The sequence below is a fragment of the Pseudomonas cerasi genome, from assembly GCF_900074915.1.
Taxonomy (GTDB): domain Bacteria; phylum Pseudomonadota; class Gammaproteobacteria; order Pseudomonadales; family Pseudomonadaceae; genus Aquipseudomonas; species Aquipseudomonas cerasi.
In genome coordinates this window covers 4,963,533-4,980,147 of sequence record NZ_LT222319.1, presented here as the reverse complement: position 1 = coordinate 4,980,147, position 16,615 = coordinate 4,963,533, and the positions used below count along the sequence as shown (strand labels likewise).

General features: G+C 61.3%; 20 protein-coding genes and 1 pseudogene. 12 read left to right on the top strand and 9 right to left on the bottom strand.

All coding sequences use genetic code 11. The features are described 5' to 3' along the window. Positions 1-27: 27 nt before the first annotated feature. Positions 28-615 (bottom strand): DUF2796 domain-containing protein, encoded by a 588-nt coding sequence (locus tag PCPL58_RS24570; protein WP_003368941.1) that lies wholly within the window; start codon positions 613-615, stop codon positions 28-30. A 299-nt stretch (positions 616-914) separates the two neighbouring features. Between PCPL58_RS24570 and PCPL58_RS24565 the strand changes: the two are divergent. Further along, positions 915-1,332 (top strand): annotated as a pseudogene (locus PCPL58_RS24565) (nuclear transport factor 2 family protein). 61 nt (positions 1,333-1,393) lie between these two features. Beyond that, positions 1,394-1,747, top strand: coding sequence for a hypothetical protein (locus PCPL58_RS24560; protein ID WP_065350665.1), 354 nt, complete (start codon positions 1,394-1,396; stop codon positions 1,745-1,747). 84 nt (positions 1,748-1,831) lie between these two features. Here the strand turns inward: PCPL58_RS24560 and trxA are convergent, their stop codons facing one another. From trxA to PCPL58_RS24545, 3 genes are all read right to left on the bottom strand, one after another. After that, positions 1,832-2,674 carry a thioredoxin gene (trxA, locus tag PCPL58_RS24555; protein ID WP_065350664.1) on the bottom strand — a complete coding sequence of 281 codons (843 nt, stop codon included), beginning with the start codon at positions 2,672-2,674 and terminating at the stop codon, positions 1,832-1,834. 247 nt (positions 2,675-2,921) lie between these two features. After that, complete coding sequence (locus tag PCPL58_RS24550) at positions 2,922-3,575, bottom strand: class I SAM-dependent methyltransferase (RefSeq protein WP_065350663.1); 654 nt, start codon at positions 3,573-3,575, stop codon at positions 2,922-2,924. Further along, on the bottom strand, positions 3,572-4,021 hold the full coding sequence (locus PCPL58_RS24545) for a hypothetical protein (protein ID WP_065350662.1): 450 nt from the start codon (positions 4,019-4,021) through the stop codon (positions 3,572-3,574). Before PCPL58_RS24545 ends, PCPL58_RS24550 begins: the two co-directional genes overlap by 4 nt. Before the next feature lie 176 nt (positions 4,022-4,197). Here PCPL58_RS24545 and nrdR point away from each other — a divergent pair, with 176 nt between their 5' ends. The 9 genes from nrdR to PCPL58_RS24500 all read left to right on the top strand — a co-directional run bounded on the left by nrdR (position 4,198) and on the right by PCPL58_RS24500 (position 10,877). Continuing rightward, a complete protein-coding gene (gene nrdR / locus PCPL58_RS24540; protein ID WP_003317051.1) occupies positions 4,198-4,662 on the top strand; it encodes a transcriptional regulator NrdR in 465 nt (154 codons plus the stop codon). A 41-nt stretch (positions 4,663-4,703) separates the two neighbouring features. Next, a complete protein-coding gene (gene ribD, locus PCPL58_RS24535) occupies positions 4,704-5,804 on the top strand; it encodes a bifunctional diaminohydroxyphosphoribosylaminopyrimidine deaminase/5-amino-6-(5-phosphoribosylamino)uracil reductase RibD (protein WP_162273836.1) in 1,101 nt (366 codons plus the stop codon). A 47-nt stretch (positions 5,805-5,851) separates the two neighbouring features. After that, positions 5,852-6,514, top strand: coding sequence for a riboflavin synthase (locus PCPL58_RS24530; RefSeq protein ID WP_065350660.1), 663 nt, complete (start codon positions 5,852-5,854; stop codon positions 6,512-6,514). A 21-nt stretch (positions 6,515-6,535) separates the two neighbouring features. Then, positions 6,536-7,627, top strand: a complete 1,092-nt coding sequence (ribBA, locus tag PCPL58_RS24525; protein WP_065350659.1) for a bifunctional 3,4-dihydroxy-2-butanone-4-phosphate synthase/GTP cyclohydrolase II — start codon at positions 6,536-6,538, stop codon at positions 7,625-7,627. 130 nt (positions 7,628-7,757) lie between these two features. Further along, positions 7,758-8,234 (top strand): 6,7-dimethyl-8-ribityllumazine synthase, encoded by a 477-nt coding sequence (ribH, locus tag PCPL58_RS24520; protein ID WP_002555427.1) that lies wholly within the window; start codon positions 7,758-7,760, stop codon positions 8,232-8,234. Further along, positions 8,231-8,728, top strand: coding sequence for a transcription antitermination factor NusB (gene nusB, locus PCPL58_RS24515; RefSeq protein WP_003368925.1), 498 nt, complete (start codon positions 8,231-8,233; stop codon positions 8,726-8,728). The genes ribH and nusB overlap by 4 nt, the downstream gene beginning before the upstream one ends. 16 nt (positions 8,729-8,744) lie before the next feature. After that, a complete protein-coding gene (gene thiL / locus PCPL58_RS24510) occupies positions 8,745-9,710 on the top strand; it encodes a thiamine-phosphate kinase (protein WP_065350658.1) in 966 nt (321 codons plus the stop codon). Between the two features lie 133 nt (positions 9,711-9,843). Beyond that, positions 9,844-10,461: a GTP cyclohydrolase II gene (ribA, locus tag PCPL58_RS24505; RefSeq protein WP_003368920.1), complete on the top strand. Its 618-nt coding sequence runs from the start codon at positions 9,844-9,846 to the stop codon at positions 10,459-10,461. After that, positions 10,458-10,877 (top strand): hypothetical protein, encoded by a 420-nt coding sequence (locus PCPL58_RS24500; RefSeq protein WP_003368918.1) that lies wholly within the window; start codon positions 10,458-10,460, stop codon positions 10,875-10,877. Before ribA ends, PCPL58_RS24500 begins: the two co-directional genes overlap by 4 nt. A gap of 41 nt (positions 10,878-10,918) precedes the next feature. Here the strand turns inward: PCPL58_RS24500 and PCPL58_RS24495 are convergent, their stop codons facing one another. From PCPL58_RS24495 to PCPL58_RS24475, 5 genes are all read right to left on the bottom strand, one after another. Then, the gene (locus PCPL58_RS24495) at positions 10,919-11,491 is read right to left on the bottom strand and encodes a HupE/UreJ family protein (RefSeq protein ID WP_065350657.1); all 573 of its coding nucleotides are present in this window, start codon (positions 11,489-11,491) and stop codon (positions 10,919-10,921) included. Between the two features lie 25 nt (positions 11,492-11,516). Next, positions 11,517-12,134: an urease accessory protein UreG gene (gene ureG, locus PCPL58_RS24490; protein ID WP_003368915.1), complete on the bottom strand. Its 618-nt coding sequence runs from the start codon at positions 12,132-12,134 to the stop codon at positions 11,517-11,519. A gap of 21 nt (positions 12,135-12,155) precedes the next feature. Continuing rightward, complete coding sequence (locus tag PCPL58_RS24485; RefSeq protein ID WP_065350656.1) at positions 12,156-12,830, bottom strand: urease accessory protein UreF; 675 nt, start codon at positions 12,828-12,830, stop codon at positions 12,156-12,158. Then, the gene (gene ureE, locus PCPL58_RS24480; RefSeq protein ID WP_003431764.1) at positions 12,827-13,327 is read right to left on the bottom strand and encodes an urease accessory protein UreE; all 501 of its coding nucleotides are present in this window, start codon (positions 13,325-13,327) and stop codon (positions 12,827-12,829) included. Before ureE ends, PCPL58_RS24485 begins: the two co-directional genes overlap by 4 nt. A gap of 236 nt (positions 13,328-13,563) precedes the next feature. Beyond that, positions 13,564-14,196, bottom strand: a complete 633-nt coding sequence (locus tag PCPL58_RS24475; protein WP_002555418.1) for a TetR family transcriptional regulator — start codon at positions 14,194-14,196, stop codon at positions 13,564-13,566. A gap of 223 nt (positions 14,197-14,419) precedes the next feature. Here PCPL58_RS24475 and PCPL58_RS24470 point away from each other — a divergent pair, with 223 nt between their 5' ends. Beyond that, positions 14,420-16,486: an AsmA family protein gene (locus PCPL58_RS24470; protein ID WP_065350655.1), complete on the top strand. Its 2,067-nt coding sequence runs from the start codon at positions 14,420-14,422 to the stop codon at positions 16,484-16,486. The last annotated feature ends 129 nt before the right edge of the window (positions 16,487-16,615 follow it).

Sequence of the window (16,615 nt, the reverse complement as noted above, 5' to 3'; positions counted from 1 at the left end):
GCCCGGTTGTTGTACCGCAGGGTGCGATCAGAATTTCAGCGTTGGGTTGGCTGCGATCACTTCTGCGCCTGACTGGCCACCTGGCGAAATCAGTTGTACCTGAAGCTTCTTGGTGTCGGGAAAGGTTATGAAGATTTGCGACAGGTCGAGCTTCTTCAGAATGGCCGGTGCGTCACAGACGAACTTGTAGTGACCGTGAATTTCGCTGTGCTCATGATGATCGGCTTCGCCGTCCTTGGCGTGTTCATCGTGATCGTCATCCTTGTCGCCAAACAGCGGGCTTTCCAGCTTCACCGAAGTGGCCGAGCAATTGGCGGCATCGGCAATGCTGAACAAGGCGTTGGGCTTGAGCAGCAACTCACGGGCCTTGGCGACTTTGGCCTTGTCTTCATCCGAGGTCGCAACGTGCTCGAAACCGACGATGTTCATGGCCGGGCTGTCAAATTCGAACTCCAGCGTCTTGCCTTCCAGCACAACATCCAGGCGTCCTACGCCGTGCTCGTGCGCACCCAGGCTGCCATGTTCATCGCCATGATCGTGGTCGTGTTCTTCGGCAGCGTGCGCAGCAACGAGTGGTAACAGGGCGAAAGGCAGGGCGAGTAGCAGACGGCGCATAGCGGGCTCCAGAACAATAATCGGAAAAACTGTTATGTGATCTTATAACAAGTGGTGACCTGCGTGGACGTGTTTTTATCCAGGCGCCGGAAGACCGGGCTTCAGCAAAGCGCTATTGACGGTCTTATCGGGAATACTCGGTCAGGTGCTTATGCCTAAGTAGTCTCACACTTAGCGTCATCAAGTCCTACTCTGGAAGATGAAAATCGCTACACCTGCGCCGGATGCGCAGGAAGATTTTCATCCCAGCCAGGGCCTGCGCTCGACCTGGGCCGAGTGCGACATCAGGGAAGATACTCATGAACAAGCTCCATTCGAACAGGGAAGTCCTGCGTGCTGTGTACAAGGATATGGAACGTATCACCGAATTCGCCGACGCTGACGTCGTGCTGCACAAGGCGGATCAAGGCGCTGGTGGTGGGTTGTCCATAGCCATGGGAGGCAGTACTTTCCCACCAGATCAATCTGATCAGGCGGACGCATCAGACCCTGTACATGGATGTCCACGACATCGTCGCCAACGATCACTTCGGCTCGGTGCTGGGCGAGATGCGCGCCAACTGCGGGGGCCGGAAAATCATCATGCCGTTTTGCGGCCTGTGGCGGTTTCGCGATGGCCGAATTATCGAGTACTGGGAAAACGTCTACGACGTGCGGGCGCTTGGCAATTTCATGAACGGCAAGGAACCTGTCCTCAACCCGTGGCGTTACGGTTGATCATGGGAATGCGCGCCAGCCTGTGGGAGCATGTACGCCTGACTGTCAGCAGGTGCACATCATGTTGCGTATTCGTGGAACCGTAGGCCAATGGCCGGTGGATTTGACCCTTGAACTGGACGACGGGGACTGGGCGCAACTGGGCGCGCAGCTCAAGGCAGCCGCCCCGGAGGTACCCGCTGCCGTGGCCGAGAACAAGCCGCTCAATCAGGACGACAGGCTCTGGCAAGTCGCTCAGGAGTTGCTGCATAAGGCCGGGCAGATGAGTGGGCCGGATCTGTTGGGGCAACTGGAAGGGTTGGCGGGCAGCACCGCAGCGGGCAAGCATCTACTGGTGCGCTTGCGCCACTCGGCGAACGTGAAAGTCGAGAGCGGCGGAGATGCGCCGCTGTACAGTTGGGTCGAAGCGACATGACTTGACTGCGCTCGGCAACAACAGGCACCCGAGCGGTGCCTGTTGCTTTGTACATTAGTACAGCGCGGCAAACAGCTTGCGACGTTACGCCGTGACCAGCGGATGGTCGTTGCCCAGCAGGTCGAATACTTGCAGCAGCGTCTTGTGCGGCAGGCCCTCGGCGTAATTGCGATTGCGGATGAACAGCTTGAGCAGGCCCTCGAGCGCAGCTTCGTACTGTTGACGCGACAGCTGCTGAATCGCCAGTTGCAGTGCCGCTTCATCGTCTTGAGGGTTTTGTGCAAGACGGCTTTTCAGTTCGGCGGCGTCCGGCAGGGTCGCGGCTTGCGCGAGGAACGTCAGCTGGGCCTTGGCACCTGCCAGTTCTGCCTTGTGTGCATCACCGGTGACCGCATCCAGCACGGCCTTGGCTTCGCTCAGTTCGCCCCGTTCGGCCAGGCAGCGCGCATACAGAATCAGCGCGGCGCCATTGGTGTTGCCTTCGCCCAACAGCACCTTGAGCTGTGCTTCGGCTTCGGCGAAACGACTTTCCGCAAACAGCGTCTGTGCCTGCTTGAGCGGGTCGGCGGCTGGCGGTGGCGGCATGACTACGTGTTGTTCGAGGATCTTGCGGATTTCCGACTCGGGCTGTGCACCGGCAAAGCCATCCACCGGCTGGCCGTCCTTGAACAGCACCACGGTAGGCAGGCTGCGAATGCCGAAGCGCGCCACGATGTCCTGCTCGATGTCGCAATTGACCTTGGCCAGCAGCAACTCGCCCTGATAACTCTCGGTGATTTGCTGCAGCAGGGGCATCAAGACCTTGCAGGGCGCACACCACTCGGCCCAGAAATCGACGAGCACGGGCTGGTCGAAGGACTTGTCGATCACCAGTTGATCGAAGTTCGCGGCGGTTGCGTCGAAAATGTAAGCAGTTTCCTGGCTCATTGCACGTCTCGAAGAATCTGAATGCTGCCAACTATAAAGCCCGCAGGACAATGCTGAAAGCGGCGTCGTCTATTGGACATGATCGTTCCCGCACTCATTGCTCCTGATGCTGGCCGAAGGCCGCGGGAGCGAGCCGGGCGACGCCTCGCTTGTTCGTGAAAGGGGTGGAGAGCTCCAAGGGATTTATCGTTTGAACGACCGTCTTCGCGAACAAGTTCGCTCCTGCAGAGACCGTCTGGCTGAGCGCTCACCGCGCCGCGTGATAGAGGCTCACGTCGCGAAACTCGTGCGGTTCGGCCAGGTCCGGCAGGGTGCGCGCATGCAGCATTCTCAGACGCTGGTAGGCAGTGTGCCTGAAGTCGCGCACGCGGGAATCGGCCACCAGTGCCTCGCGGCCTCGGGAGAGGAAATGATCCAGCAGCGGCAGGTTGGCGCGGTCGTAGAGCACGTCGGCGACCAGAATCAGATCGAAGCGGTCCGCCTCGGCAAAGAAATCCGTCGAGTAGCTCAATGGCACCTGATTGAGTTCGGCATTGGCCCGGCAGGCAGCGAGCGCCAGTGGGTCGAGATCACAGGCCACTACCTCAAGCGCCCCTGCCTTGAGCGCGGCAATGCCCGCCACACCCGAGCCGGCACCGAAATCCAGTACCCGCTTGCCGGCCACCCAGTGCGGGTTTTCAGCCAGAAAGCGTGCCAGAGCCAGGCCGCTGGCCCAGCAAAAGCACCAGTACGGTGGATCTTCCAGAATGCGCCGCGTTTCATCCGGGCTGAAGGCGCGGTCCATGTTGGCATCGTCGATCAGCCACAGATTCAGACCTGTGCCCGGCAGCGAAGTAATTGCCAGCCGGGCGTCGCCAAGCAGTTCGCTCAGCGCGTGTTGCAGATGTTGCGGAGCGATCATGGCGCCTTGACGAACTGCAACTGCCCCAGGGCCTGAGTCACCGGCTGATCGATGCGCATTGACGGCAGATGCAGAATCAACTGCCCGGACTGACTGGCACGGCCACGCAACTCGACGCGTCCGCCGACCGGAAAGGCTTCCGGGTTGAAGCGCAGCTGGAACGGCAATGATTGACCGTTACCCTTGAGCAGGGTGTTGGTCAGCAGCTTCTGCGGACGTCCGCGTTCGTCGATGACCAGCATCGCCAGCTCGACCTCGGCGCCGGCCGGTACGCCCAGCAACTGCCCGCTGATTTCTCGCTGGTACGGCTGCAACGGCCCTGGACCGGCGGGCAGCTTGATCGACGGTGCGACCGGTGGCGGCGCAACGGGTATCGGCGCGTCATTGCTGCTGCACGCGGCCAGCAAGCCGATGAAGCAGAGTAGAAAAGCGGGGCGTAACGTCATCAAGAGCTCCACAAGGCAAAATTCGAAAGGCTGGGTGACGCCAAGCGTGCAGTATTACCGAGCCCGGACAATTTCACACCGCTTTAATGCGCGTCTATATACCGTAAACCCTCAGCCTTGTCTTGCCGGCAGGATGCGCTAACATGGCGCTCCCCATTCTTTCGTTGCCAGCCACCATGCACTGTCCCTTCTGCGGTGCCAATGACACCAAAGTCATCGACTCCCGCCTCGTCGCCGAAGGCGAGCAAGTACGCCGCCGACGCGAGTGCCTGGCCTGCGGCGAGCGCTTCACTACGTTCGAAACTGCCGAACTGGTCTTGCCGCGTCTGATCAAACAGGACGGCAGCCGCCAGCCTTTCGATGAAGAAAAACTGCGCGCCGGTATGCAGCGCGCGCTCGAAAAGCGTCCGGTGAGTGTCGAACGCCTTGAAGCGGCCCTGGTTCACATCAAACACAAGCTGCGCGCGACCGGCGAACGCGAAGTCAAATCGCTGGTGGTGGGTGAGCTGGTCATGACCGAGCTGCAGAAGCTCGACGAAGTGGCCTACATCCGCTTCGCTTCCGTGTACCGCCGCTTTCAGGACCTCAACGAATTCCGTGAAGAAATCGACCGTCTGGCCCGCGAGCCGGGCAAGGAATAAATGCATTGCTGACTGAACAGGCGGCTCTCGACGTTCATTACATGGCGCGAGCACTCGAGCTGGCGCGCAAGGGGCGGTACTCCACGCATCCCAACCCGCGAGTCGGCTGCGTGATCGTGCGTGAAGGCCGGATCGTTGGCGAAGGCTGGCATGTACGGGCCGGTGAGCCGCATGCCGAAGTGCATGCCTTGCGCCAGGCTGGCGAGCTGGCCAGAGGCGCGACCGCTTACGTCACCCTCGAACCGTGCAGTCACCAGGGGCGCACACCGCCCTGTGCCGATGCACTGATCGGAGCCGGAGTGGCGCGGGTTGTCGCTGCGATGCAGGACCCCAATCCCGAAGTCTCCGGCCGTGGCCTGTTGCGCCTCATGAATGCCGGTATCGGCGTTCAATGTGGTGTGCTGGAAAGCGAAGCGCGAGCGCTGAACAAAGGCTTTCTCAAGCGCATGGAAACCGGCCTGCCGTACGTGCGGGTCAAGATGGCCATGAGCCTGGATGGCCGCACGGCGATGGCCAGCGGTGAAAGCCAGTGGATCACCGGTCCCGAGGCGCGCTCTGCCGTGCAGCGTCTGCGTGCGCAGTCGAGTGTGGTGCTGAGCGGCGCCGATACGGTGCTGGCCGACAAGGCTCGTCTCACCGTACGCCCTGATGAATTGGGGCTCGATGCCGAACTGACCTCACTGGCCGCTGCACGCCCGCCGTTGCGCGTGTTGATCGACGGCCGTTTGCGTGTGCCGCTCGATGCACCGTTCTTCCAGGCAGGCAGTGCGCTGGTCGTGACGTGTGCTGCTGCGTCGGCGCGAGGTCGCTATCAGGAAGAGGGCCACGAAATGCTCGCTCTGGCCGACAGCGCCGGTCATGTGGACCTGCGCAGGTTGATGGGCGAACTCGCCGCGCGTGGCGTCAATGAAGTATTGGTTGAGGCCGGTCCGCGACTGGCGGGGGCTTTTGCGCGTCTCGGGCTGGTCGACGAATTTCAGCTCTTCATCGCCGGCAAGTTTCTCGGCTCATCGGCCCGCCCGCTGCTCGATCTGCCCCTGGCGCAGATGAGCGAGGCACTTGAGCTGAACATTGTGGAAATGCGTGCTGTCGGTAATGACTGGCGAGTCATCGCTCTCCCTGTGCGCACACCCGGCGTATAATTCCTGGCTTTCGCCTAGCGCGCAGCCCTTGTTCTCCCGGAGGACCCATGTTTACCGGCATTATCGAATCCATTGGCAGCATCCGCGCCCTGACTCCGAAAGGCGGCGACGTCCGCGTTTATGTGGAAACCGGCAAGCTTGACCTGACCGACGTCAAACTCGGCGACAGCATTGCCGTGAATGGCGTATGCCTGACCGCCGTCGAATTGCCCGGTGATGGCTTCTGGGCTGATGTCAGCCGGGAAACCCTGACCGTCACCGCCTTTGTCGACCTCAAGAGCGGCAGCCGGGTCAACCTGGAAAAGGCCCTGACCCCGACTACGCGTCTGGGCGGCCATCTGGTCAGCGGCCATGTCGACGGCGTGGGCGAGATCGTCGCCCGTGCGGACAACGCCCGCGCCATTCAGTTTGCGGTGCGTGCGCCACGTGAACTGGCCAAATACATCGCCCACAAAGGCTCGATTACGGTCGACGGCACCAGCCTGACCGTCAATTCGGTCAACGGCGCCGAGTTCGAACTGACCATCGTGCCTCATACCTGGAGCGAAACGATCATGGCCGACTACCAGCCCGGCCGTAAGGTCAACCTGGAGGTCGACCTGCTGGCGCGTTATCTGGAGCGCCTGCTGCTGGGTGACAAGGCCGCCGAGCCGGGCCACGGCACGATCACCGAAAGCTTCCTGGCCGAGAACGGCTACCTCAAATCCTGAATTGATTGAAGGGGGTGCCGCGTGGCGCTCAACAGTATCGAAGAACTGGTCGAAGACATTCGCCAGGGCAAGATGGTCATCCTCATGGATGACGAAGACCGCGAAAACGAAGGCGACCTGATCATGGCCGCCGAATGCGTGAAGCCCGAGCACATCAACTTCATGGCGCGTTTCGCCCGTGGTCTGATCTGTATGCCGATGACTCGCGAGCGCTGCGAAACCCTCAAGCTGCCGCTGATGGCAGCGCGCAACGGTTCGGGTTTCGGCACCAAGTTCACCGTTTCCATCGAAGCTGCCGAAGGCGTGACCACCGGCATCTCGGCAGCCGACCGCGCACGTACTGTGCAGGCTGCCGCTGCCAAGGACGCGAAAGCTGAAGACATCGTCAGCCCTGGGCATATTTTCCCGCTCATGGCCCAGGCTGGCGGCACCCTGGCGCGTGCCGGTCATACCGAGGCGGCCTGCGACCTGGCGCGCATGGCCGGTTTCGAGCCGACGGGCCTGATCTGCGAAGTCATGAACGATGACGGCACCATGTCGCGACGTGCCGAACTCGAAGCATTTGCCCTGCAACATGACATCAAGATCGGCACCATCGCCGACCTTATTCACTACCGGATGATCCACGAACGTACCGTTCAGCGGATTGCCGAGCAGCCGATGGACAGCGAACTGGGCAGTTTCAACCTGGTGACCTACCGCGATTCGGTCGAGGGCGACGTGCATCTGGCGCTGACCCTGGGCACCATCTGCGCCGAAGAGCCTACGCTGGTTCGCGTGCACAACATGGACCCGCTGCGTGACCTGCTGATGGTCAGCCAGCCCGGCCGCTGGAGCCTGCGCGCCGCCATGCGCGCGGTTAACGAGGCTGGCAGCGGTGTGGTGCTGCTGCTCGGTCATCCGCTGGATGGCGATGTCTTGCTGGCTCATATTCGCGAAACCGCCGGTCAGCAACCGATCAAGATACCGACCACTTACAGCACGGTCGGCGCTGGTTCGCAGATCCTTCGTGACCTCGGCGTGCGCAAAATGCGCCTGATGAGTTCGCCGATGAAGTTCAATGCGATATCCGGTTTCGATCTGGAAGTTGTAGAATACGTGCCCTCCGAATAAATACCGGCAGGTCGGGGCGTGTGAAAGATGGTTTTTTCGCAGGTCTTGGCCTGACAGGCATGATTCGTGGCCTAATATCCCTCAAAGTCCGCCCCAAGGCGGGCTTGCTCTTTAATACGAGACTCACCGAATGACCTTGAAGACCATCGAAGGTACCTTCATCGCCCCCCAAGGCCGCTATGCCTTGGTAGTTGGCCGTTTCAACAGCTTCGTCGTGGAAAGCCTGGTTAGCGGTGCCGTTGATGCACTGGTACGCCATGGCGTGAGCGAAAGCGACATCACCATCATCCGTGCGCCGGGTGCGTTCGAGATTCCACTGGTTGTGCAGAAAGTTGCCCAACGCAGCGAGTTCGCGGCCATCGTCGCACTGGGTGCAGTGATCCGTGGCGGTACTCCACACTTCGAATACGTGGCAGGCGAGTGCGTCAAGGGCTTGTCCCAGGTGTCCATGGAATTCGGCGTGCCGGTCGCTTTCGGCGTATTGACCGTCGACTCCATCGAACAGGCCATCGAGCGTTCCGGCACCAAGGCCGGCAACAAGGGCGCTGAAGCCGCTCTGTCCGCCATCGAAATGGTCAGTCTGCTGTCGCAGCTGGAGGCCAAGTGATTTCCGACGATACCGACCAGTTCAACCCGCGCGACGCCAAATCGCCGGAAGCCGCCAAGGGTAAAAGCGCCAAGCGTCGCGAAGCGCGTCAGATGGCGACTCAGGCCCTGTACCAACGGCACATGGCTGGCCACGCGCTGAACGAAATCGAAGCACAGTTTCGGGTCGATAACGACTTCAGCAACGTTGACGGCCCCTACTTCCGTGAGCTGCTGCACGGCGTAGCGACCAACCAGACCGAGATCGATGCTGCTCTTTCGCCTTGTCTTGATCTGACCATCGAAGAGCTGGACCCGATTGAACTGGCGGTATTGCGTCTGTCGACGTTCGAACTGCTCAAACGTATCGACGTGCCTTATCGCGTAGTGATCAACGAGGGCATCGAGCTGGCGAAAGTCTACGGTTCCACTGACGGCCACAAGTTCGTCAATGGCGTGCTGGACAAGCTGGCGCCGCGCCTGCGTGAAGTCGAAGTGAAGGCCCACAAGCGCTGATCCGCGCCTGACCTTCATGGGAGAGTTCGAGCTGATCCGCAATTACTTCGCCGCCGCGCCCTGTGCGCAGGCGGGCGAGGAAGTTGCCCTGGGGATCGGCGACGACTGCGCGCTGCTGGCGTTGGCGCCCGGCGAGCAGTTGGCGATCTCGACCGATACCCTGGTTGCCGGGGTACATTTTCCTGATGTCTGCGACCCCTTTCTGCTCGGTCAGCGTGCGCTGGCGGTGTCTGCCAGTGACCTGGCGGCCATGGGTGCCCGGCCTGTCGCGTTCACCCTTGCCCTGACCCTGCCGCAGGTCGATGCCGACTGGCTGCAGACCTTCGCTCGCGGCTTGAACCAGATGGCGCAAGGCTGTTCGCTGCGTCTGATCGGTGGTGATACCACGCGCGGTCCCTTGAGCCTGACGCTGACGGTGTTCGGTGCCGTGCCGACCGGATCAGCCCTGACCCGCGCGGGTGCCCAGGCGGGTGACCTCCTGTGTGTCGGCGGCACGTTGGGTGATGGTGCAGGTGCATTGCCGCTGGTATTGAAGCAGCGCAGCGCCGAGCCCTTGATCGCCGAAGCATTGCTGGCCCGCTACTGGTCGCCTCAACCGCAACTGGCGCTGGGGCAGGCGTTGCGGGGCAGGGCGACGTCCGCGCTGGACATCTCCGACGGGCTGCTGGCCGACTGCGGACACATCGCCCGCGCTTCGGATGTTCGTCTGGTGATCGAGCGTGACCGGCTGCCGATGTCCGACCAGTTGCTGACCTTGTTCGATCTGCCCTCTGCCCGACAGGCCGCGCTCAGCGGTGGCGATGATTACATCTTGGCCTTCACGCTGCCTTCCGAACACCTGTCGGCGTTGCTGAAAGAAGGCTGGCCGGTGTATGTCATTGGCCGGGTAGAGCAGGGTCAAGGCGTCGTGCTTGTCGACGACACAGGGCAAGACGTCACGCCCGACACGCGTGGCTACCAGCATTTTGGCGCTGAGCAGTGAGCGGATGAGCGCTTCTATCTATCGAACTTTATGATCTAAATGCCCGAGAATTCACCCTGAGCGTCCGCAGGAACCTGCTGTTACAATGCAAATCTTGCGAATTTCCAGTCTTCACACTGATCAGGAGCACACGGTGCCCGTCGTCTTTGTCGCCGCTTCCAAACTGCCCACTCCCTTTGCAGAATTTGCCATGCACGGCTTTATCGAGTCGGCAACCGGCCGTGAACATGTCGTCCTGAGTCTGGGCGATGTGGCGGACGGTGAGCCGGTTCTGGGTCGCGTACATTCCGAATGCCTGACGGGCGATGCCCTGTTCAGTCAGCGTTGCGATTGCGGTTCTCAACTGGAGGCTGCCCTGCGCGCCATCGCCACCGAAGGGCGTGGTGTACTGCTGTACCTGCGTCAAGAAGGGCGCGGTATCGGTCTGATGAACAAAATCCGCGCCTACGAGCTGCAGGATGGCGGCGCCGATACGGTTGAGGCCAACGAGCGCCTGGGCTTTGCTGCCGATCAGCGTGACTACGCGATCTGCCTGCCGATGCTTCAGCATCTGGGCGTGCAATCGTTGCGGCTGATGACCAACAACCCGCGCAAGGTCAAAGCCTTGACCGACATGGGCATCAGGGTCGCCGAGCGCGTGCCTCTGCACACCGGACAAAACCCGCATAACCGTCTTTATCTGGCGACCAAGGCGGGCAAGCTGGGGCACATGATGGGCAACGAACATCAAAGCGAGGTCGGCCCCGCGTGACACGCAGCGAGGTTCGTCAAAAGCTGGAGATGCAATGGTGGCGTCAACTGGGTCTGACCCTGGCGCCATTGCTGGTGGTCTGTGTATTTTTCGGTGCCAGCGAACCGCTCATTCCGGTGTTGGCGATCCCGCTGTTCATCGCCGGGATAGGCTCGATGTTCGTCAGCCTGAAACCCTTCGGCGCCTACAAGCGCGCGTTGGCGGTCACCCAGGCTGCACTCGATACACCCGAGGAGCCGGCAGCATGGCTCAAACTCGCTGCCATCCGCCGCCTGGCGTTCCTGGCCGCCGGCTTGCCCGCCTGGATCGCCGCCATCGCGGTGCTGTTCGGTCTGCATCCCTTGCCGGTCTGCCTGCTGGCTTTTGCCAGCGCAGTGCTGCTTTACCTGTACCGCATTCCCGCGCTTTCGCGCTGATCGTCCCCGGCTGAAGCGGACACGATCAACGCGAAACGCCATCAGGCTGCGAGTAACCAGACACCCGCTGCCGCAGAGGCTGCACCGGCGATACGCACCAGGGGGGCCGCCGCCTGAGGCAACACGCGAACCACCGCATAACCCAGCGCATGCAAGGCCGCAGTTGCAGCAACGAAACCTGCTGCGTACGCCCATGGGCTGGACATTTCCGGCAGTTCAAGGCCATGTGCTACGCCGTGGAACAAGGCGAACAGGGCTGTTGCGGTTACCGCCAGCGCCAGCGGCGGACGCACTGCCAATGCCACGGCCAGGCCCAGAGCCAGTACCGAGGCGGCAATGCCGCCTTCCAGCGCTGGCAGGTTCAAACCTTCAAAGCCCAGCATGCCGCCGATCAGCATGGTGCCGACGAAGGTGCACGGCAGCGCCCAGCGTGCCGAACCTTGTTGCTGCGCAGCCCACAAGCCGACGGCCAGCATGGCCAGCAAATGATCCAGCCCGCCAATCGGGTGGCTGATACCTGCGATCAGGCCATTATCGCCATGACCGGGGTGAGCCAGCGCCAGAGTCGGGACCAGCAACAGCGCCAGGGCGCCAAGGGCTTTTTTGTAGTTCATCGACGGGTTCCTTTTGGTTGTGAATTCAGGCGGCCGCAGTCAGCAGGCCCTGGCGCTCAATGAAGGCAATGATCTGTTCCAGACCCTGGCCGGTTTTCTGATTGCTGAACACGAACGGCTTTTCGCCACGCATCCTGCGCGTGTCGCTGTCCATCATTTCCAGTGACGCGCCTACCAAAGGGGCGAGGTCGATCTTGTTGATCACCAGCAGGTCGGACTTGCAGATGCCCGGACCGCCCTTGCGCGGCAGCTTGTCGCCGGCCGACACGTCGATCACGTAAATGGTCAGGTCGGAAAGCTCCGGGCTGAAGGTCGCGGAAAGGTTATCGCCACCGGATTCGACGATGATCAGGTCCAGGCCTTCGAAGCGGCGATTGAGCTGGTCGACTGCTTCCAGGTTGATCGAAGCGTCCTCGCGAATCGCGGTGTGCGGGCAGCCGCCTGTTTCAACGCCGATGATGCGCTCAGGTGCCAGTGCCTCGTTGCGCACCAGAAAGTCAGCGTCTTCGCGGGTATAGATATCGTTGGTCACCACGGCCAGGTTATAGCGGTCGCGCAATGCCAGGCACAGCGCCAGGGTCAGCGCCGTCTTGCCGGATCCGACCGGGCCACCGATTCCGACGCGCAGAGGTTGGCTGTTCATTGAGTTCTCCATAAGGACTGATCAGGACCGGAATAACCGGCTGTATTGACGTTCGTGCGCCATGCTCGCCAGGGACAAACCAAAGGCTGCGCTGCCGGCATGGCAGGGATCTTGTGTGCTGGCACTGACCTGCGCCTGCTGCAATAACGGCAACAATTCGCTGGTCAGGCGCTGGGCGGCTTGCTGGCCCAGCGGCAGGGTTTTCATCAGCACGGCCAGCTGGTTTTCAAGCCAGCTCCATAGCCAGGCGGCCAGCGCATCCTGCGGGCTGATCTGCCAGGCGCGTGCGGCCAGCGCCCAGCCAAGGGCCAGGTGCGGCTCGGCAGTCTGCTGCAGAAAATGGCGTGCTTCACGATCCAGTTCAGGCAGGCCATTGAGCAACTGCTGCAGGGAGTAGCCCATCTGCCGGCTTTCCAGATGCAGCTCGCGGGTCTCGCGGCTGGCGCGATGCTGCTCGCTGACTTGCAGCAACTGGCCCCAGTCACCGGCTGCCGCCGCCTCACAATGAGCCAGCAGCAGCGGGGCCTCGAAGCGCGCGAGATTGAGCAGCAGTTGATCGCCGATCCAGCGGCCCGCGGTCGGCGGGTCCACCACAATGGATTGCTCCACGGCCATTTCCAGCCCTTGCGAATAGCTGTAGCCACCGATAGGCAGCTGCGGACTGGCTAGGCGCAATAGCGCCCAGGCGCTGTTCACTTGCGCACGCCGAACTGGTGCATGCGCGGCGGATAGTTGAAATCCTCCTCGCCCGCGCGCGAATGATGATGCCCCCCGCCGTAGGCGCCATGTTCCGGCTGGAACGGCGCTTCGATGGTTTCGACAGTGGCGCCCAGTTGGTCGAGCATCGCCTTGAGCACGTAATCGTCGAGCAGGCGCAGCCAGCCGTCGCCGACTTGCAGGGCCACGTGACGATTGCCAAGGTGATAGGCCGCGCGGGTCAGTTCGAAAGTACTGCTGCACGTGACGTGCATGAGTTTTTCGGGACGTGCGCAGACACGCACCACGCGGCCGTCCTGGGCCTGAAGAAACTCGCCATCGCGCAGCGGCGACTGACCGCGTTGCAGAAAGAGGCCGACGTCTTCGTTTTCCGCACTGAAGCAGCGCAGTCGACTTTTGCTGCGTGCCTCGAAATTCAAATGCAGCTCGGCGGCCCATTCGGCCTGAGGTTCGATTCGGTCGTGAATCACCAGCATCAGATAGCTTCCAGCCAATTGCGATGCTTCAAATCAGAGCAAGGGGCTTGCCAACAGTGCAGCTTGCGGGGAAATGGCTGACAGAGGCAGGTGATCCAAGCATCGGCAAGATCACTAAAGATCTATTTTGGTGCGTAATCATGATAGCGCTTTAATTTGGTGCATTTTGCATTGCTGGAAGTGAAGTTAATAGTGAGACGGTTCACATCTCAGCCCCAGGCAGAGCGTGTCGCCGCTCAATCGTGACTGCCCAGACCACGCCAGTGCCGTGCGCCAATGAAGATGAAGCGCAGTTGCTGAGTGATCTTCGCCTGAGGTGTCAGGTGCGGGGCGAGCGAGGCGGGCGGCGGGTCGATCAGCTCCGGCAGCATCGCGAACACGCTTTTGACCACCAGGTCGGCGATAATCGACAGGGCATCGGCATTCAGGTGCTGCCATTTGGGCATCTTTGCCAGGTCGGCTGTGAGGTCGGCGCTGATGCCTTCGCGCAATGCGCCAAGCGCCTGACGCACCTTCAAGGAGCCGCCGTATTGTTCGCGCGCCAGAAACAGGAACTGCGACCGGTTGGCCGCCACACGTTCGAGGAATATCTTCACCGAGGCACGAATCAGCCCGCCCATGGCGAATTCGTTGTGGCGCACCAGCCTGATGGTCTCGCGAAAGGTCTGGCCGACCTCGCTGACCAGCGCCAGCCCCAACTGGTCCATGTCTTCAAAGTGCCGGTAGAACCCGGTCGGTACGATGCCTGCCGTGCGCGCCACTTCCCGCAGGCTCAGGCTGCCGAAGCCGCGCCCGCTCTCCATCAATTGATGGGCAGCATCGAGCAGGGCTCTTCGGGTCTGTTGTTTCTGTTCGGCGCGGGGCAGCATGGCTCAAACGATTCTTGGATTAGGCTGGGTTGCACTTTAGCAAATGCGCTTTACCTGCGTCGAAAGGGTTTTCAGTCAGGCTCCTTGACCAGTAATAGTGCATGAGTGCTGGCCTTCGATGCATTTTCGTATTCAAATCAAACCCTCGGCGCGTTTGTCAGTCGAACATTCATGTCGTATTCAGCGCGCCAGGGTCGGGGCGCTGTTTTCTGGAGAGTGACGCATGACGCGCAGCCGCAAGATTTTCGCCTGGACAGGTGCCACGTTGCTGGTGGTGCTGGCTATATTGGTCATTGTGATTGTCACTTTCGACTGGAATCGCATCAAACCCACCCTCAATGCGAAAGTCAGCGAAGCGCTGCATCGTCCGTTCGCCATCAATGGTGATCTGGATGTGCGCTGGACGCGTGAGCCCGAACTCGGTGGCTGGCGTGCCTGGGTGCCGTCGCCGCACTTTGTTGCTGACGACCTGAGTCTGGGTAACCCTGAGTGGTCGAAGACCCCGCAGATGGTGACCCTCAAGCACGTCGAATTTCGTCTCTCGCTGCTGCCGCTGCTGGCGCAGCAAGTGGTTATCCCGCGTATCGATCTGACTGGCCCCGAGGCTAAACTCGAGCGTCTGGCCGATGGTCGCGCCAACTGGGTGTTCGATCTGCCCAAATCCGACCCGAATGCCGAGCCCTCCAAATGGGTGATGGACATCGGCGCGATCAAGTTCGACAAGGGACTGGTGAGCTTCAACGACCAGAAACTCAATGCCAACCTGGACGTGGTGATAGACCTGCTCGGCAAGCCGATCCCGTTCAGTGAAATCGTCGGCAGCAAGGAAGCGAAAAAGGCCCAGGACAAGGGCGCAGTACCGCAGGATTACGCATTCGGTCTGGCGGTCACCGGCCAGTACCACGGTCAGAAGCTGAGCGGCACCGGCAAGGTCGGCGGCCTGCTCGCGCTCAAGGATGCCAATCAACCGTTTCCGGTACAGGCTGACGTGAAGGTCGGTGACACCCATGCGGTGATCGCCGGGACCCTGACCGATCCACAGAACCTGGGCGCGCTGGACGTGCGCCTCAAGCTTTCCGGCGCGAGCCTGAGCAATCTGTACCCGCTGACGGGTGTGACCCTGCCGGATTCTCCAGCGTACTCCACCGATGGCCGCCTGATCGCCAAACTGCACGACCCGGCCGGCGCCAACTTCCGTTACGAAGGCTTCAACGGCAAGATCGGCAACAGCGATATCCACGGCGACCTGGGCTTCGTCGCCAGTCAGCCTCGGCCCAAGCTGAGTGGCGTGCTGGTCTCCAATCAATTGCTGTTCAGTGACCTCGCGCCACTGATCGGTGCGGACTCCAATGCCGCGCAGAAAAAGCGCGGTGGCGAGAGCAAGCAGCCTTCGGGCAAGGTACTGCCCGTCGAGGAGTTTCAGACTGATCGCTGGCGGGCAATGGATGCCGACGTGGAGTTCACCGGCAAGCGCATCGTGCAGAGCCCGGACCTGCCGTTCACTGACCTCTACACCCATCTGGTTCTCAACGATGGTCAGTTGAGCCTTGAGCCGCTGCGTTTTGGGGTGGCAGGTGGCAAGCTGGACGCGGACATTCGCCTCAACGGGCAAAACAAACCGATGCAGGGCAGGGCCAGGCTGTCGGCGCGCAATTTCAAGCTCAAGCAACTGTTCCCGACCTTCGAACCGATGAAAACCAGCTTCGGTGAGCTGAACGGCGATGCCGATATCAGTGGCCGTGGCAACTCGGTTGCAGCCTTGCTGGGGACTGCCAACGGCGAAATGAAGATGCTGGTGAACGACGGTGCGATCAGTCGTGGCCTGATGGAAATTGCCGGGCTCAACGTGGGCAACTACGTCGTTGGCAAGCTGTTCGGCGACAAGGATGTGAAGATCAATTGCGCGGCCTCGGACTTCGGCATCAAGGACGGGCTGGCGACCAGTCGGCTATTTGTCTTCGATACCGAGAACGCCATCATCTACATCAACGGCACTGCGAACCTGAAGACCGAGCAACTGGACCTGCAGATCAACCCTGAGTCCAAGGGCTTCCGCGTGTTCTCGCTGCGCTCGCCGTTGTATGTCAACGGCCCGTTCGCCAAGCCCAACGCAGGCGTACAGTCCGGCCCGCTGTTGCTGCGCGGAGCCGGCATGGTCCTGCTCGGCGCAACCGTAGGCCCTGCTGCAGGCCTGCTGGCGCTGGTCGCCACTGGCGACAGCGAGCCCAATCAGTGTGGCCCGCTGCTGGAGCAGATGCGCACCGGCAAGGCACCTAAGACGGTGAAGTAACGCTCCACCTCTCGTGCCAGCGCTCCGCGTTGGCGCGCACTTGGCCGGACCCAGGGCGTCCAGAAATGCATTCCCACGCTGGAGCGTGAGGAACGACGTTTACGTCGCTGGCCTGAGAAAATACTTCCC

Bases quoted from the DNA above. Each gene is read 5' to 3' on its own strand.
- PCPL58_RS24570 (WP_003368941.1), bottom strand. From the start codon at position 615: ATGCGCCGTCTGCTACTCGCCCTGCCTTTCGCCCTGTTACCACTCGTT.
- PCPL58_RS24560 (WP_065350665.1), top strand. From the start codon at position 1,394: ATGTTGCGTATTCGTGGAACCGTAGGCCAATGGCCGGTGGATTTGACC.
- trxA (WP_065350664.1), bottom strand. From the start codon at position 2,674: ATGAGCCAGGAAACTGCTTACATTTTCGACGCAACCGCCGCGAACTTC.
- PCPL58_RS24550 (WP_065350663.1), bottom strand. From the start codon at position 3,575: ATGATCGCTCCGCAACATCTGCAACACGCGCTGAGCGAACTGCTTGGC.
- PCPL58_RS24545 (WP_065350662.1), bottom strand. From the start codon at position 4,021: ATGACGTTACGCCCCGCTTTTCTACTCTGCTTCATCGGCTTGCTGGCC.
- nrdR (WP_003317051.1), top strand. From the start codon at position 4,198: ATGCACTGTCCCTTCTGCGGTGCCAATGACACCAAAGTCATCGACTCC.
- ribD (WP_162273836.1), top strand. From the start codon at position 4,704: ATGGCGCGAGCACTCGAGCTGGCGCGCAAGGGGCGGTACTCCACGCAT.
- PCPL58_RS24530 (WP_065350660.1), top strand. From the start codon at position 5,852: ATGTTTACCGGCATTATCGAATCCATTGGCAGCATCCGCGCCCTGACT.
- ribH (WP_002555427.1), top strand. From the start codon at position 7,758: ATGACCTTGAAGACCATCGAAGGTACCTTCATCGCCCCCCAAGGCCGC.
- thiL (WP_065350658.1), top strand. From the start codon at position 8,745: ATGGGAGAGTTCGAGCTGATCCGCAATTACTTCGCCGCCGCGCCCTGT.
- PCPL58_RS24495 (WP_065350657.1), bottom strand. From the start codon at position 11,491: ATGAACTACAAAAAAGCCCTTGGCGCCCTGGCGCTGTTGCTGGTCCCG.
- ureG (WP_003368915.1), bottom strand. From the start codon at position 12,134: ATGAACAGCCAACCTCTGCGCGTCGGAATCGGTGGCCCGGTCGGATCC.
- ureE (WP_003431764.1), bottom strand. From the start codon at position 13,327: ATGCTGGTGATTCACGACCGAATCGAACCTCAGGCCGAATGGGCCGCC.
- PCPL58_RS24475 (WP_002555418.1), bottom strand. From the start codon at position 14,196: ATGCTGCCCCGCGCCGAACAGAAACAACAGACCCGAAGAGCCCTGCTC.
- PCPL58_RS24470 (WP_065350655.1), top strand. From the start codon at position 14,420: ATGACGCGCAGCCGCAAGATTTTCGCCTGGACAGGTGCCACGTTGCTG.